Origin of the sequence: Tessaracoccus massiliensis, from assembly GCF_000826065.2 — a bacterium.
Taxonomy (GTDB): domain Bacteria; phylum Actinomycetota; class Actinomycetes; order Propionibacteriales; family Propionibacteriaceae; genus Arachnia; species Arachnia massiliensis_A.
Genome location: NZ_LN623541.1, coordinates 467672 through 484373 on the forward strand (window position 1 = coordinate 467672; position 16702 = coordinate 484373).

The 16702-nt window shown below is 67.3% G+C and carries 10 protein-coding genes; 2 read left to right on the forward strand and 8 right to left on the reverse strand.

Translation table 11 applies throughout. The features are described 5' to 3' along the window. Window positions 1-49: 49 nt before the first annotated feature. From BN1186_RS06515 to BN1186_RS06535, 5 genes are all read right to left on the reverse strand, one after another. Complete coding sequence (locus BN1186_RS06515; protein WP_040283296.1) at window positions 50-1405, reverse strand: hypothetical protein; 1356 nt, start codon at window positions 1403-1405, stop codon at window positions 50-52. Window positions 1406-1638: 233 nt separating this feature from the next. Then, on the reverse strand, window positions 1639-4101 hold the full coding sequence (locus tag BN1186_RS06520) for an alpha-ketoacid dehydrogenase subunit alpha/beta (protein ID WP_040283298.1): 2463 nt from the start codon (window positions 4099-4101) through the stop codon (window positions 1639-1641). Window positions 4102-4123: 22 nt separating this feature from the next. Beyond that, window positions 4124-5497, reverse strand: a complete 1374-nt coding sequence (gene lpdA, locus BN1186_RS06525; protein ID WP_040283299.1) for a dihydrolipoyl dehydrogenase — start codon at window positions 5495-5497, stop codon at window positions 4124-4126. 11 nt (window positions 5498-5508) lie between these two features. After that, entirely contained in the window at window positions 5509-6930 is a 1422-nt protein-coding gene (locus tag BN1186_RS06530) for a dihydrolipoamide acetyltransferase family protein (RefSeq protein WP_040283300.1), read from the reverse strand. A 19-nt stretch (window positions 6931-6949) separates the two neighbouring features. Continuing rightward, window positions 6950-7702, reverse strand: coding sequence for a DeoR/GlpR family DNA-binding transcription regulator (locus BN1186_RS06535; protein ID WP_246780802.1), 753 nt, complete (start codon window positions 7700-7702; stop codon window positions 6950-6952). Between the two features lie 202 nt (window positions 7703-7904). On the opposite strand from BN1186_RS06535, the gene BN1186_RS06540 reads away from it, so the two are divergent. Beyond that, window positions 7905-11486, forward strand: coding sequence for an exo-alpha-sialidase (locus tag BN1186_RS06540; protein WP_052459876.1), 3582 nt, complete (start codon window positions 7905-7907; stop codon window positions 11484-11486). 331 nt (window positions 11487-11817) lie between these two features. Further along, the gene (locus tag BN1186_RS06545; protein ID WP_040283303.1) at window positions 11818-12495 is read left to right on the forward strand and encodes a fructose-6-phosphate aldolase; all 678 of its coding nucleotides are present in this window, start codon (window positions 11818-11820) and stop codon (window positions 12493-12495) included. Between the two features lie 4 nt (window positions 12496-12499). Here the strand turns inward: BN1186_RS06545 and BN1186_RS06550 are convergent, their stop codons facing one another. The 3 genes from BN1186_RS06550 to BN1186_RS15980 form a co-directional block, all read right to left on the reverse strand. Continuing rightward, window positions 12500-12814 carry a hypothetical protein gene (locus BN1186_RS06550; RefSeq protein WP_040283304.1) on the reverse strand — a complete coding sequence of 105 codons (315 nt, stop codon included), beginning with the start codon at window positions 12812-12814 and terminating at the stop codon, window positions 12500-12502. Beyond that, window positions 12811-14118 carry an ISL3 family transposase gene (locus BN1186_RS06555; RefSeq protein ID WP_040281693.1) on the reverse strand — a complete coding sequence of 436 codons (1308 nt, stop codon included), beginning with the start codon at window positions 14116-14118 and terminating at the stop codon, window positions 12811-12813. The genes BN1186_RS06550 and BN1186_RS06555 overlap by 4 nt, the downstream gene beginning before the upstream one ends. Before the next feature lie 238 nt (window positions 14119-14356). Further along, on the reverse strand, window positions 14357-16543 hold the full coding sequence (locus BN1186_RS15980) for a prolyl oligopeptidase family serine peptidase (RefSeq protein ID WP_040283306.1): 2187 nt from the start codon (window positions 16541-16543) through the stop codon (window positions 14357-14359). Window positions 16544-16702: the final 159 nt, after the last annotated feature.

The following is a 16702-nucleotide window of genomic DNA, read 5'->3' on the forward strand; positions in this document are numbered from 1 at the left end:
CATGGGTTTCGACACGACCACGGTCCTCGCAAGCTCGGACGTGTTCGGCTCAACCAGCGTTGAGTTGCGCGGCGGCATCGGCGACGGGCAGGCCGTCCTGGACGAGGGCGCGGCCGACGGCGGAGTATCGCTGGACGCGCTCCTTCAGCGGCAGCCCCGCCAGCGGCGAGGCCTCAGCGAACAGACCGAGCGCGCGGTCGTGTTCGGCGAGCTGCTCGTGGGCGACCATCGCCCACGTCGCGTCGTTGAGGTGATCCAGCTCCGGGCGCTGCAGCTCGGGGCAGTTGAACACCTGACGCGGCGTGTTGATGTCGACCCCGCTGACCTCCAGGAGGCCGTTGGCATCGGCCAGTTCCGCGATGCGGGCCATCTGCTCGGCGGTGTTGCGGGGCGGCATGTAGGTGATGGCCGGCATGCCAATCTCGCCGAGGTAAGCCACGAGGTCGTCGATGAAGTCGTCCTCGAACTTCTCCGCCTTCTTGTCTCCCGTCGGCGACGCGGTCACGTCGCCCAGGTATGCGTAGCACGGGATGGCGCCGATCGACGTCGCGAAGCCGATCACCTCCGTCATCGTGGGGCACTCTCCCCCGTCCTGGGTGCGCTCCGGCACCACGTAGATCTGGTCGAGAAACTCGGCCTTCATCACGCCCAGCAGGTCGAACGTCAGGTGCGGGTTGTCGGTGTCGCCCAGCTGCGCCTTGACCTTGCTGGACAGGTTCAGGCCCAGCTCCCCCAGCCCCTCGACGAGGGACTCACCCCTGCCGAAGTGCTCGATCAGCTTGTCGGCCATCGCGGCCAGCAGGTGACGCTCCGTCACGGTGCCGCCGTGCAGGAACTGCGAGCGGCCCACGATGTCGGCTTCGACGTCGATCAGCGGGGCGCCGAGGCGCGCCAGGATCTCGTTGGCGTTGTCCACCATCTTCGCGGTGCGCTTGAGCCGCGCCTCGCGGATGGGCTTCAGGTACTCGGCCACCTCGTCCCGCGCAGAGGCGGGGATGCCCTGCACCGTCATGTAGGCGATCCCGGCGGTGTCGGGGTTGTTGAGCTTCCGGCTGTGGAACGGCGCTCGGCCCTCGGCGACCTCGTCGGCCGAGTGCACGTAGACGCGGCACTCGAACCCGGTCACGGAGCCGAGCCCGACGGCGGCCGCGGCCGCCGCCATCTCTTCCGCGCCGGCGGCCGAATCGTGATCCACCGAGCCGACGACGGTCAGCCCGGCCTCACGGGCCCGCAACGCCGCCATCGACGGGGTGTACGGGCTGAAGCTGTAGATGGTGTGGACGTGGTTGTTGGATTCGGTCACGAACTCCGGGAACTCGGGCGAGCCCTGCAGGTACTCCTGCAGGGCAGCCACGCGATCAGCCGGAGCGACGGACGGGTCGTTGATCTGGTTACGGGTATCCATCTGAATCTCCATTCAGCTCACGCTGGTTGAGCCTGCGTGCGTAGCGAGCAGTGTCATCACGCTGGTTGAGCCTGCGAGCGCAGCGAGCAGTGTCATCACGCTGGTTGAGCCTGCGAGCGCAGCGAGCAGTGTCGAAACCTCCAGACGCTCCCACTCAGCCGAGTGGGGCTGCCTAGAGGTTTCGACGCGGCTGCGGCCCTCGCAAGCTCGGGCGCAGCCGGCTCAACCAACGATCAGAGGCCGAGCTTGTTGCGACGCGCGAGTTCGCCGTCGGTCTGGTTCGACTCGGGCTTGTGGTCCGTGAGCGGCAGCATCCGCTCGTGGATCGCGTCGATCATCCACTCGGGCTGCGGGAAGAACAGCTTCTCGAGCTCCGCCGCGGGGGTGATGATGTTGCGCGAACCGACCACGGTGACGGGGGCGTCGAGGTGGTCGAAGGCCAGCGTCTGCACGCGGGAGGCGATGTCGTGGAGGAAGTTGCCGCGGTCCACCGCGTCCGAGGTGAGCAGCAGGCGGCCGGTCTTCTTGACCGACTCGATGACCAGTTCCAGATCCAGCGGGGCGATGAAGCGCAGGTCGATGACCTCGGCGGAGACGCCGTACTTCTCCTCCAGGATCTCGGCCGCCTCGATCGCGCGGTACAGCGTGGGGCCGTAGGTGGCGATCGTGACGTCGGAGCCCTCGCGGCGGATGACCGGCTGGCCCTCCTCCACCTCGTAGTACTCGGTGGGCACGCCGTCGGTCTCGAACTGCTCAGCCACGTCGTAGAGCAGCTGGGACTCGAAGAACACCACCGGATCCGTGCCGCGCAGCGCCAGGTTCATCATGCCCTTGGCGTCGTACGGGGTGGCCGGGTAGTAGACCTTCAGGCCGGGCATGTGCGCCACGAGCGCGGACCAGTCCTGCGAGTGCTGGGCGCCGTACTTGGAGCCCACGGACACGCGCATCACCAGCGGCATCTTCAGCAGGCCGCCGGACATCGACTGCCACTTCGGCGCCTGGTTGAAGATCTCGTCGCCTGCGCGGCCGAGGAAGTCGCAGTACATCAGTTCGACGATGGCGCGGCCGCCCGAGAGGGCGTAGCCGACGCCGGAGCCGATGATGGCGGCCTCGGAGATGGGCGAGTTGAACAGGCGGTGGTACGGCAGCAGCTCGGTGAGGCCACGGTAGACGGCGAAGGCGCCACCCCAGTCGCGGTTCTCCTCGCCCCAGGCGGCCAGCGTCGGGTCGGTCGCGAAGCCGTGCGCGACGGCCTCGAACAGGGCGTCGCGGTAGTTGTAGGCCTTGGCCTTGGAGACCACCTTGCCCTTGTCGTCCTTGTAGTAGCGGGCCTTGGCCAGCAGGGACTTGGCGCGGGCGTTCTCCTCGAGCGGCTGGGTGAGCTCGGGCTCACGCTCGGTGTCGAGCGAGGGCTCGTTGCCGTTGGAGTACATGACCGACTCGATGAACGAGGTGTCCACGCGCGGGCTGGAGCCGTCATCCTTCGTGGCGATCGCGATGATCTTGGTCAGGCGCTCGTCGAACGTCGCGGCGATGGCCTCCACGTCGTCCTGCGTGAGGACGTTGTTGTCGACGAGGTACTTGGAGTAGTTGGCCAGGCCGTCGTGGGCCTGCCACAGCTCGACCTCTTCGGGGGTGCGGTAGGACGAGGCGTCCGACGGCGAGTGTCCGGAGAAACGGTAGGTGATGGTGTCGGTGAGCACCGGGCCCTTGCCGGATTCGAGGATCTCGCGCTTGCGGGCGACAGCGTCGGCGACGGCGAGGGGGTTGAGGCCGTCGACGCGCTCGGCGTGCATGGCCTCAGGGTTAACGCCCATGCCCACGCGGGCGAGGATGTCGTAGCCCATGGTCTCGCCGGAGGTCTGGCCGCCCATGCCGTAGAAGTTGTTGAAGAAGTTGAACCAGATCGGCGGGTTGCCCTCCACGCCGTCCTTCCACAGGGTGCGGTACTGGTCCATGGCGGCCATCATCATGGCCTCCCAGACCGGGCCACAGCCCATCGACGCGTCGCCGATGTTGGCGATCACGATGCCGTCCTGCTTGTTGATGCGCTTGAACAGCGCCGAGCCGGTGGCGATGTCTGCCGAGCCGCCCACGATGGCGTTGTTCGGCATGGAGCCGAACGGCGAGAAGAAGGCGTGCATGGAGCCGCCCAGGCCGCGGTTGAAGCCGGCGGAGCGGGCGAAGGTCTCAGCGACGGTGCCGTAGAGGATGAAGTTCTCGGCCAGTTCGGTGATGTTGTCGTAGCCGACCTTCTCCGCGAAACCCAGTGTCTCGCCGTCGAGGAACGTCTTCATGATGTTCTCGAGCTGGTCCTCGGGCAGCTTGCGCGAGGCCGAGTAGCACTTGGCGAGGATCTCACCGTGGCTGCGGTGCGAGCCGAAGACATAGTCGTCGGGGTTCAGCTGCGAGGCCTGGCCGACGACGGCCGACTCCTGGCCGATGGACAGGTGCGCGGGGCCGCGGTGGTTGTACTCGACACCGTTCCAGGAGCCGGTCTTCTTGATGGAGTCCAGCATGGTCTCGAACTGCCGCACGGCGATCATGTCGTGCAGGATGTCGATGAGACCTTCCTTGCCGTACTTCTCCAGCTCGGCGTCGAAATCCGGCTTGTACTGGTTGACCGGTACCTTCGGCGATTCGATGTAGGACGACTTGCGGACGTTGCCCGGGTCGACGATGAGTGACTTGGTCATTGCTTCTGTGTCTCCTGGTAGGTCAGATCTTCGCGGCCCAGGCCGCTTCTCGGATCAGTTCGCTGACGGTGGGGTGGGGGAAGACGACCTGGCGCAGGTCGGTGATGTTGAGTTCGGTCTCGAGCACGACGGAGGCGCCCCAGATCATCTCGGAGGCGTACACGCCCAGGACGTGGATGCCGAGCACCTGAGTGGTGTCGGCGTCGTAGACGAGCTTGCACGCGCCGGGGGCCTTGACGCCCTCCTCCGCGATGAAACGACCCGACATGTAGGCGGGGACGACCACCTTGGCCACATTGTGGCCCGCGGCCGCCGCCTGCTTCTCGGTGAGCCCGATGCCGGCGGCCTCCGGGGACGAGTACACGGCCCACGGGATGGTGTGCCAGCGCATGATCTCGCCCTTGCGGTGCGCCTCGGGATCGAGGATGTTGGCGACGGCGATCTCGCCCATGCGGTAGGCCGCGTGGGCCAGCAGGGAGCGGCCGGTGACGTCGCCGACGGCCCAGACGTTGGGCAGGTTGGTGCGCATCCGGTCATCGACCACGACACCCTTGCCGGAGAACTCCAGCCCGGTGTTCTCCGCGCCCCAGCCCTGGACGGCGGGGCGCCGGCCGACGGCCATCAGCACGACGTCGGCCTCGAGGGACTCCTGCGCGCCGTCCTTGGCCTCATACTTGACGGTGCTGCCGTCGATGGCCGTGACCTTGCACTCCAGCTTCACGTCAACGCCGTGCAGGCCCTTGCGCAACTGCGCGGCCAGTTCGTCGTCCATGAACGGCACGATCTCCGGCAGCATCTCGATGACGGTGACCTCGGAGCCGAGCATGGCGAACAGGCTGGCGAACTCCAGGCCGATGACGCCGCCGCCGATGACGGCCAGGCGCTGCGGGATCTCCTCGACGGCGAGCATGCCCGTCGAATCGATGACCTTGGGGTTGTCCTGCGCGCCCGGGATGGGTGGCATGACCGGCACGGAGCCGGTGGCCAGGATCACGTGCTCGGCGGTGTACTGCGTGCCGTCGACGGTGACCTTGCCTGGCCCGTCGAACGTGCCGTAGCCGTTGATGACGGTGACGCCGGCCTTCTTCTCGGCCTGCCCCACTCCGCCGACGAGGGTGTCGACCGTCTTCTTCTTCCAGGCCTGCATGGCGGACCAGTCGACGGTGATGTCGCCGGTGTTGACGCCCAGGTGGGCGCCGTTCTTGGCGTGGGAGTAGGTCTTGGCCGCGTTCAGCAGCGCCTTGGTGGGGATGCACCCCACGTTGAGGCAGGTGCCGCCCAGGGCCTCCGCCTCGATCAGGAGGACCTTCTTCTTGGCGTGGCCGAGGCGCTCGGCGGCGATGTAGCCGCCGGGGCCGCCACCCAGCACGATGGCGTCGTAATTCGTCTCACTCATGCGGAGTCCTCTCAGCCCAGTGCCGTGATGTCGATGTTCTCGATGTATTTGACGAGGTCCTGCAGGAAGCGGGCCGCGTCGGCGCCGTCGATCACGCGGTGATCGGCGGTCAGCGAGAAGCCGATGCGTTGCTCGACGCCGACGTTGCCGTCCTCGTCGATGGTGGCGCGCGGGAAGATCGCGTCGACGCCGAGGATGGCCACCTGCGGGACGTTCAGCAGCGGCGTGAAGGACTCGATGCCGAAGCCGCCCAGGTTGGACACGGTGAACGTGGCACCGGCCAGGAGATCGGGGTTGATCTTGCCGTCGATGGCCTGGTACGCCAGGTCCTTGCTGGTGGCGGAGAACTCGCGCAGGCTCATCTGCGACGCGTTACGCACCGTCGGCACGAGGAGGCCGCGCGGGGTGTCGACGGCCATGCCGAGGTGCACGTTCTCGAACGTGGTGAACGTGCCGTCCTCGAGGTGGCCGTTGTGGTTGGTGTGCTTGGCGGCCGCCTTGACGGCGGCGAAACCCACCAGGTCGCCGATGGTGACCTTGTTGAGGCCCAGCTCCTCGGGCGAGTTCTTCAGCTTCTTGCGCATCGCCAGCAGGCCTGCGGCCTTCGCCGTCGACGTGTAGGTGAGCTGGGCGGAGCTGGCGAGGGAGTGCATCATGCGCTCGGAGATCACCTTGCGGATGCCCTTGAGCGGGGTGGCCGCGGTGGGGCCGGGGTACTCGCGGTTGCCGGAGGTGACGAACGTGGCCTGCTTCGGGGCCTCGGCCGCTGCGTCCTTGCCGAGGTCCGCGGTGGAGACGCGGCCGCCGAGGCCGGTGCCCTCACCGGGCTGGGCGCCGGCGCGCGCGGCCGCCAGGGTGGCGCCGCCGCCGTCGAGGACGGCCTGCACGTCGCGCTCGATGACGCGGCCGCCGGGGCCGGAGCCCTGCTGCACGGCGTCGATGTCGATGTTCTTGGACTGGGCCAGGTTGCGGGCCCGCGGGCTCGAGGCGCCGTTGGAGGCCTGCCCCGACGCCGCCTCGGCAGCGCCCTGCGAGGGCTGCGACGCGTCGCCGGTCATGTCGGGGGACTCAGATTCGGGCGCGGCCTCGCGCTCCTGCTGGGCGTGAGGCCCCTCATCGGAGGTGGGGACGTCCTCCTCCTCAGCGTCCTTGCCCTTCCAGCCGGCGGCGTCGAGGGCGGGCTGCGGGTCTTCACCGGCGTCGCCGACCACCACGATGGGATCCTTGACCGGAACGTCGTCGCCCTCCTCCCAGAGGATGGCGAGCACGGTGCCCGCGGCGGTGGAGGGGACCTCCATGGAGGCCTTGTCGGTCTCGACCTCACACAGCACGCCGTCGACAGCGACTTCGTCGCCGACCTTGACCTGCCAGGAAATGATCAAGCACGACTCGACGCTGTTACCCAACTGGGGCATGACTACAACGGTTGCCATTGCTGTTTTCCTTACCTACTTAGACGACGCACAACTGTGTGTGCTCTTGCAATGCTTCTGCTGCACCTGCGGGCAGGCCGGAATCCGTGATGATCCCGGTGATCTGATCGAGGGGCAGAAAACTGACGAACCCGGCCTGCCCGAACTTCGAGGAGTCCGCGACGAGCCAGGTTTCTTCTGCGCGGTTGCGCATGGTGGAGGCCACCTGGGCCCCTTCGACGAAGCGGGTGGTGAGCCCGCGTTCGGGCGAGAAGCCATCCGTGCCGAGGAACGCGACGCGGGCGTTGAAGTCGCCGATCGCGCGCTCAGCGAGCGGGCCGACGAACGACTCGGACTCCCGGCGGAACACTCCGCCGGTGAGGATGACGCTCAGGTTGGGGTTGATGCGGGCGTTGTTGAACGCGAGGGCCGAGTTGGTGACGAGCTGGATGCCCCGACGCGCGGTGAGCGCCCTGGCGACCATCGCGCAGGTGGTGCCCGCCTCGAGCATGACGGCAGCCTCGTCGCGCACCTTGGCGGCCGCGGCGGCGGCGATTCGGGTCTTGACCTCGACGTTCAGTTGTTCGCGCTGGAGGATCGATTTGAGCGTGGTGGGCCTGGCCCCGCCGCGGGTGCGCACGAGCATGCCCTGCTGCTCCAGCGCCCGGAGGTCGCCTCGGATGGTGACCTCTGACACCCCCAGATCCGCCGCGAGGGAAGACACCGTGAGGGCGCCGTCATCGCTGAGGCGCGACATGATCTCACTCTCGCGGCCTGCGCGTTCGACGGTCACTGTCGATCACTTCGCTTTCGTTGGGGTTACGAATCGCTTTCGATACCGCCACTATACGCTTCCTTTGGAGCCTTCGGACCGGGGGGTCACCGATGCTTCAGAACGCCTTTTCGCTCATTGCGCCTGCTCACCTCCCCAGGGGTGGGTCAGACGTCCGACGTCTCAACATAAAATGCTGGGACCCACTCAAAGAGGAGAAACCATGCACATAACGCGCACCGCGAGGCTCTGGCTCACCGCCGCCCTCGCCCTCTGCCTGGCCCTGTCGGGCCTCGTCGCGTCGCCGCAGGCGAGCGCGCAGACCATCACCCCCGTCGGCCAGCAGGTCGACAAGACCTGGGGCTGGGTGAAGATCAACTCAGTCTCGCCCGTCAAGGATGCCTATGAGGTCGGTGACGTGGTCACCATCACCTTCCGCACAGAGGCGACCGACAGCAGCTCACCCGAGCGCATGATCGTCGCCACCTCGGACACGCTGGCCAACGCCGACAGCTGCAGCTTCCCGACGGCCCTCACCGGCACAGCCGCGAAGTACAACTGCGCGCGCAACGGGACCGCTGCCGTGACCTACACGGTCACCGAGGCCGATGCCGGCGCCGGCCGGGCCGTCTACGACCTCACGTGGACAGAGACGCCGACGGACACGTCGATCGCTCCTGTCGTCACCACCCTCTACGGCTCGCTCCCGGTCACCCAGGCGCCCGCTGAGCCCACCGATTACCTCGCGTTGACGCTCACCCGCACCGACAACCTCGGCGACGAGGTCCGCGTGGGCGACACCGTCACGTACACCATGAACGTCAGCAACGTCGGCGACCAGGGCGTGGCGATCAAGCCCACCGAGTCGAACCTGTCCGGCATCGTCGCCGAGGGCGCGACCGGCGGCTGCCAGTGGCGCAACCTCGCGGCCGGCGCCGACTTCGACTGCACCTTCGGCTCCCACACGATCACCGAGTCAGACCTCGCGGCGGGCTCCTTCCAGCCCTCCGTCACCGTGCAGGCCCTGACCGGCGGCTACAACGGCACCGTCGTCGACACCGCCACCGTCACCGCCCCCGCCGTGCCGGTCACCGACACCCCGGCAGCCCCGCGCGAGGAGGGTGAATACATCACGCTCGCCTCCGCCAACGCCGCCGGCTTCACCTGCCATCGCATCCCGGCGCTGACGCAGGCCAACAACGGTTGGATCCTCGCCGCGTGGGACGGCCGCCCGGGTGGCTGTGGCGACGCGCCGCAGGCCAACTCCATCGTGCAGCGCATCTCGAAGGACGGCGGCCAGACCTGGGAGCCGATCGAGGTCATCGCCCAGGGCCAGACCGCTGCACCGAAGTACGGCTACTCCGATCCCTCCTACATCGTCGACCGCGAGACCGGCACGGTGTTCGCATTCTTCCTGAAGTCCTACGACCAGGGCTGGTGGGGTTCGCAGGCGGGCACCAATCCCGATGACCGCAACGTCCTGCACGCCGTGTACATCAAGTCTGATGATCACGGCGAAACCTGGGGCGATCCGGTCCACATCACGGCAGACATCACCAACGAGCCGGATTGGACCAGCCGCTTCGCCACCTCCGGTGAAGGCATCCAGCTACGCTACGGCGAGTATGCGGGTCGCCTGATCCAGCAGTACAGCGTCTACAACGGTGGTGTGGCGCAGGCCGTAAGCGTCTACTCCGACGACCACGGCGCCACCTGGCAGGCGGGCACCCCCGTCGGCACCGTCATGGACGAGAACAAGACCGTGGAACTCTCCGACGGCCGCGTCATGCTGAACTCCCGCGCTCCCGGCACCGGCGCGCGTAAGATCGCCATCTCAGAAGACGGCGGCGAGACCTACGGCGAGGTTTACATCGACCGCGCCCTGATCGACCCCACCAACAACGCGTCGATCACCCGCGCCTACCCCAACGCGCCGGAGGGCTCCGCCCAGGCGAAGATGCTGCTGTTCTCCAACGCCGCAGCCACCTCGCGCTCCAACGGCACCATCAAGCTCAGCTACGACGACGGCCAGACCTGGTCCACGTCCAAGGTCTTCGAGCCCGGCGCCATGTCGTACTCGACCCTGACCCCGCTGGCGTACGGCCCCACGCCGCAGCCCGGCACCTACGGCCTGCTGTTCGAGGGCACCAGCTCCACCATCCGCTACATGCAGGTGTCGCTCGACTGGCTGGGCGGCCTGCCCGTGTCCGTCACCGCGGCCGCGCAGACGGTCAACCGTGGCGCCAACACCGTCGAGTTCGAGGTGACCAACGTGGGCACCGCAGACCTCACCGGCCTGGTCCTCACCCCCACCGCCGCGGCGGGGTGGACGGTCGCCCCGTCTGCCGAGTTCACCCTGGCCGCCGGCGCCTCCACCACCGTCTCGGTGGACGTCACCGTGCCGGACTGGGCTGACGCCGGGTCCACCACCCTCCCGGTGACCGTCGGCAACGCCGACGGCCAGAGCAACGGCGCCGCTCGTCTCACCGTCGAACTGCTCGAGGGCCAGAACCCCGCCCAAGCTGTGGATGTCACGCTCGTCAACGAGCTGCCCGCTCAGGCTGGCGAAGGCGCGGAGATGATGTTCGATGGCGATCTAGAGACCATGTGGCACACGCCCTGGTACGAGACCGTCGACCTCCCGCTCGACATCGACCTCAGCGTCGGTGACAAGCCGCTGGACCTCGCCTACCTCGAGGTGACGCCTCGCCAGACAGGTGGCAGCAACGGCCGCATCACGCAGTACGAGCTGTACGCCGGCAACTCGCTGGATGACCTCACGCTGATCGGTGAAGGCACCCTTCCGGACTCGACCGATGTGCAGCGGCTCCCGCTCGACGTGACGGCTCAGTACGTGCGCCTGCGCGTGATCGATGCGGTGACCAACCAGAAGTTGAACTTCGTCTCGATCGCGGAGCTCGCCGTCAAGGTGGCCGTCCCCGATGACGAGGCGCCGGCCGACACCGAGGGCCCCGGGATCAACGAGATCCCGCCGCTGACGCTCACCGTGGGCGACGAGATCAGCATCCAGGTGGCCGCGACGGACGACTCCCTGCCGTTGACCTACTCGATCTCCGGGGCCGATGGTCTCACGATCGACGCAGGCGGCCTCATCACCGGCACCCTCCCCGAGGGCGGCTACAACGTGGTGGTGACGGTGACAGACGCTGTGGGCAACTCGTCCGAGATCACGTTCGCGCTGACCGTGGCCCCCGAGTCGACCACCGAACCCGAGCCCACCGAGGAACCAACGGTTGAGCCCACGGACGATCCCACCGTGGTACCGACGACCGATCCCACCGTGGATCCGACGGACGAGCCGACCACCCCGGCGGTGGACAAGTTCGTGCGGGAGGCGCCGTACACGCTGGCGGGTCTGCACCGGCATCTGAATGGTCGCGATTGGAACACGGTGTGCGAGCCGTATTCGCAGACGGAGCGGTGCCGCACCGACATCTGGGCCACCGTGGTGGTGATCGAGAACGGTAAGTTCGAGGTAAAGCAGGGTTGGGCGTTCAACAACCTCACCTACCTGCCGTACATGAGCGAGGCTGCGTGGAAGGGCAACCCCCTGGGTGACCTGGCCACTACCGACGACGTCTCGACGGGTGTGTTCACCTCGGCCGGCCGCCAGTGGCGCACGGAGTGCAAGACCGCTGCCACTGGTGGGGATGCGTGCCGTTCGTACACGATGACCACCGTCTACGCTGCGACGCCGAAGGCGGAGGGTGGCTACACCTTCTCGCAGCGCAACCAGTGGGTGTTCAACAACATCGTGATGTTCGGAGGCCCCGAGAAGAGGTAGTCGCTGGTTGAGCCTCGTCGGCGAGGAACGAGCCGCGTAGCGTGTCGCTTGTACTGAGCCGCGGTCTGCGACGCAGTCGCCAGCGCGTGACGAAGTGAAACCCCTGAAGCGTCCCCAGCACCTGGATAAGGTGCTGGGGACGTTTCGTCTGCTGGAGACGTTGGCAGGGTGACGTGTAACTCCTTCTACCCCCAGCCTCGGCGGAGCACCCCTGTGATCCAGGCGCCTGCCACGCTGCGGCGGTCCTTCGTCGCCGCGCGAGGCGCAACGCTCAGGGACCGGACGTGGCCGACGTGGTTGGATAGCAACCAGGCAAGGAAAGGGCACCGCCATGGACATCCTGTTCGACACGGCCAACCTCGACGACATCGAACGGCTCACCCCCATCTATCCCGTCACCGGTGTGACCACGAACCCGTCGATCCTCAAGGCGCAAGGCAAGATCGACTTCTACTCACACTTCCGCCAGATCCGCTCGATCATCGGGCCGAACCGCACGCTTCACGTCCAGGTGCTCGCCAAGGACACGCAGGGGATGGTCGACGAGGCGCACCGGTTGCTCGACAAGATCGACGCCAACGTCTACCCCAAAATCCCGCTGACCGAATCTGGTCTGCATGCCATGCGCATCCTCAAGGAGGAAGGCGTCAAGGTGACCGCGACAGCGATCTACTCCAAGACGCAAGGCTTCCTGGCGATCGCCTCCGGCGTCGACTACCTGGCGCCGTACTACAACCGGATGCAGTCGATCGACATCAACACCCGCGAGACCATCGAGGCACTGGCGGGCTTCATCAAGCGGTTCGACGCCCCGAGCAAGATCATGGCGGCGAGCTTCAAGAACATCGCGCAGGTCTCCCATGCCCTTGAGGCTGGCGCGGACGCGGTGACGCTCTCCCCCAAGCTGTTGCAGCAGGCACTCTCAGCGCCGGACATCCTGATGGCCGTCGACAAGTTCGTCGAAGACTGGACGGACATCCACGGCACCGCCACGCTCCCGGAGAATTAGGGAATCACTCAACAGGGAACGGTGAAGCGGATTCCCGCCAACGCCACTCCGATCTGCTCCACAGGTTCGCCGACGTGGGCTCCGTGCAGGCGGACAGGCTGTTGGTGACACCGATGAGCACCTCGTCGCCATTGGGCGCCTGGCAGACGAGCTGCCGCACGGGCGCCTCGGAACCGCGATTGGCGCTGAAGTCCACCTCGTAGGAGCAGTGCGTCGCCGTCGACGACGCGAAGGCCGGCGCATGGACGGACGCGACCACCGCGGGGGTCGCCCAGGCTAGGCCTTGCGCAACGGTGCGCCTGCGAATGGGGCTCTTCACAATCGAGGGTGTAGTCGGGGTTTGAATCCGCCGGCCTCGAGGAGGCTGCGGGCGATGTAGTGGGTCAGGTTCCGGAAGCCCAGGGCGATACCGCGGAGGTGCTCGAGTCGGCCGTTGATGGCCTCGGTGGGGCCGTTGGAGGTGCCTGGCCGGTCGAAGAACGCGAGCACGTCAGCGGCGCGCCGGTTCAGGGTCCGACCCAGGCTGCGTAACTCCACTAGTGCTGTGGGAACGCCTGTGCTGATGTCATCGATGACCTTGTTGAGCAGGTAGCGGCCGAACTTCTTGTCAGGTTGCCGGTAGGCCACCACCAGACGTTGGTAAATGCCCCAGGTGGCCTCGACCTCGCCATGCTGGTTGTCAGCGAACAGCGCTTCCAGGCGGGCGACCTGCTTGTCGGTGAGCAGATCAACACCGGTCAGCAAGGTGCGCCTGGCCCGGTAGAGCGGATCTCCAGCACGGCCTCGATGTCCGCGGGTGGTTTGCTGAACCCGTTGCCGGCACCGGGTCAGGGCCTCCCCTGCCAGGCGGACTACGTGGAAGGGGTCCATCACCGCGGTGGCATGGGCCAGTTCCTCCGCGGCAGCCGTCTTGTAGCCGGTGAACCCATCCATGGCTACGACTTCGATCTGGTCACGCCAGGCTCGGGGGCGCTCAGCGAGCCAGGTCTTGAACACCTGCTTGGAGCGGCCCTCGATCATGTCTAACAGTCGTGCCGGGCCGGTACCGTCCCTGGTCGGGGTCAAGTCGATGACCACGGTGACGTACTTGTCACCGCGTCGGGTGTGTCGCCAGCAATGCTCATCGACGCCGATCACCTCGACCCCGTCGAACCGGGCAGGGTTGTTGATCAGCATCCGCTGGCCCTCGGCCAGCACCGCGTCGTTGGCGGTGTTCCAGGCCACGTCCAGACCTTCCGCGATCCGGACCATGCTCAAGTGCTGGATCACCAGCCCTTCCAACGCCCACCGCAACGCCGCCCTAGACAATTTCGAACGGGGCTCGGCCGCCTTGCTCAGGTCTTGTCGCCACACCCGACCGCACTCGACGCACCTGTACCGCCGGACCCTCACCTGCAAGATCGTGGGGCGCCACCCCAGCGGAACATGCGACAGCCACCGCACCACAGTGCCTCGAGCTCTGCCCTGGCCTCCACAGTCGTGGCACCAGTCATCGGCGTCGATCACCCGGCAGGCCAACACAGCACGCTCAGACTCGACGCACTGCCCGGTCACCTCCAACCCGAGCCCGTCGAGCAGGCAGAAACTAGTCAGATCAGGGCAGCTGAAGGTAGCGTCAGGCACGTCGAGGTCTTCCAGATGAGGCGTGTAGGAACCTTCATCTTCGGAGGGCCTCGACCCCTTCAGCCAGCCGCCACGCCGCAAACCCGAACAGCGCTACCTACACCCTGGTTTGTGAAGAGCCGCGAATGGGAGGAGTATCGATCATCACATTCCTTTCGATGATGAATGCTGATCCCCAACTCGCGGGCGACCGCCGCGTCGGTCAAGCCCGTACGCAGCGGAGCAGGAATCTGCCGCGCTACCTGCCGACGCGCAGCCCCGTGTGGTGCGCCGCGAAGGCGAGCAGATCGGCCCATTCGCTGGCGATCATCTGCAACGACTTGCCCGCGCCGTGCCCTGCCGACGTCTCGACCCGCAGCAGGACATTCGATGGCTCAATCGACGACGCATGCTGGAGGGCGGCGGCGAACTTGAAGCTGTGCAACGGCACCACGCGGTCATCATGGTCAGCGGTGAGCACCAGGGTGGGCGGGTACCCGACGCCCTCCCTGATGTTGTGCAGCGGCGAGTACGCGTGGGCGGCGGCGAAGCCCTCGGGGGTGCCGGGATCGCCGTAGTCGCTCATCCACGCCGCGCCGATGGTGAACTTGTGAAACCGCAGCAGGTCCAGCACACCGACGCCGGGGAGGGCCGCGGCGAACAGGTCCGGCCGCTGCGTGAGGGCGGCGCCGACGAGCAGCCCGCCGTTGGAGCGGCCATGGATCGCAAGCTGCGCCGACGTCGTGGCGCCACTGGCGATGAGGTGCTCTGCCACCCCGATGAAGTCGTCGAACACGTTCTGCTTGTTCGCGAGGCGGCCCGCGTCGTACCACTGGGTGCCGAACTCGCCACCGCCGCGGAGATTGGCGATCGCCAACGCTCCCCCGGCCGCGAGCCAGGCGGACCAACCGGGGCGGTAGTCGGCCAGGACGGGGATCTTGAAGCCGCCGTAGCCGTACAGCAGCGTGGGGCGGGGGCCGGTGTTCCCGTCGTCGGGGGTGATGAGGAAGTAGGGCACCTCGGTGCCGTCGGCAGAGGTCGCGCGAAGCCGCTGCGTGGTGAACTTCGGCGCCTGAGCGTGAGCGCCAGCGAACGACGCTTGTGCTGAGCCTGTCCCAGCGCGAAGCGCCGGACAGGTCGAAGTAAAGGGCCCCCGCAGCGTGTCTGACACCGCAGCCACTGGGGTTGAGGCGCTGAATAGCCTGCGGGGGCCCTTCGTCGCTCGCTGGCGCTCGCGCTCAGGGACCGGGATCTGGAAGGCGACCACCGGGGTGTCGATGGTGCTCAACCCCACGAAGGCCTCGTCGCGCAGCGGTGAAGAATCCATCCCCACCAGCGCGCCGGCCGGCAGGTCGATCTCCACGGCACCCGAGCCGTCCAGCTCGCGCCACTCGACGGCGGCCTGGGCGTCCCTGAGATACGCCAGCAGCATGCCCCGGCCAGCGGCTTCGACGGCGGCGAGGGTGTCGCCGGACTCGGCGACCACCTCATCGAAGCCCCGGCCTGGGGCCGCGAGGTCGATCCGTACGAGCCTCCCGAGCGGGGCGTCGAGGTCCGTGTGGAGGTACAGTTGCGTGCCGTCGACCCGGACGAACCCGTACTCGGCATCCGCGTCGTCGACCACCTTGACCGGCTCGCCGAACACGGAACGACCCTCAGAGGTGGTGATCGGGTAGGCCCACAGGCGGTTGACGTGCTCCGTGCCGCGCACGATGGTGACGATGAGCCAGGCGTCGTCGTGGCTCACCTGACCGAACGCCATGGTGTTGGGCTCGTCCGGGAAGGTGAGCAGCAACTCGTCCTCGCCGTCGAGCCGGTGGATCATCAGGCGGCCGACGCCCAGGCCTGCGGTGGCGGTGCCGCGGGCATCCTCGGCCTCGTCGAACGTGGTGTAGAGGAACGAGCGGTGGTCCGGCAGCCAGTTGGGGGTGGAGAACTTGGCGACCACTTCGTCGTCGAGCTCCTCCCCCGTGGCCAGGTCGAGCAGGCGGATGCGCTGCCAGTCCGAGCCACCGTCGCTGCGGGCGTAGGCCATGAGTGAGCCGTCGCGGGCGACGGTGAAGGTGGACAGCGAGCTCGTGCCGTCGTCGCTCCACGTGTTCGGGTCCAGGATGGCCTCGCCCCCGCGGGCCAGTTCCTCGACGGTGGGCGCGGTGTACCAGAGATCCTGCGGCGTGGTGCCGTCGTTGCGGCTGACGAACCAGCGGCCGCCCCGCTTGCGCGGCACCCCGACGCGGGGCCGGGCGACGATGCGGCCCATGAGCTCGGTGAACCACTCGCGGGCGGGCAGCTCGGCAAGACGCTCCTCGGTGAAGCGGGCCTGCGCCGCGACCCACTCCTGCACCTCCGCGCTGTCGGCGTCCTCGAGCCAGCGGTAGGGATCCGGTACCTCGACACCATGGAGGGTGTCAACAAGATCGTCGCGTCGGGTGTGGGGGTGACTCATGCTGCCCAGCTTAGGGGCGCTGTTCAGATCTCCAACACATCAATCAGTGCCCCAGCAGCGCTCGCCAGGTCCGCCACCACCGAGCAACCGTCAGCGTACGTCTTCATCAACGTCTCGGATCTGGATCAACACGCTCATTCATCCCCTGTGCATGACATG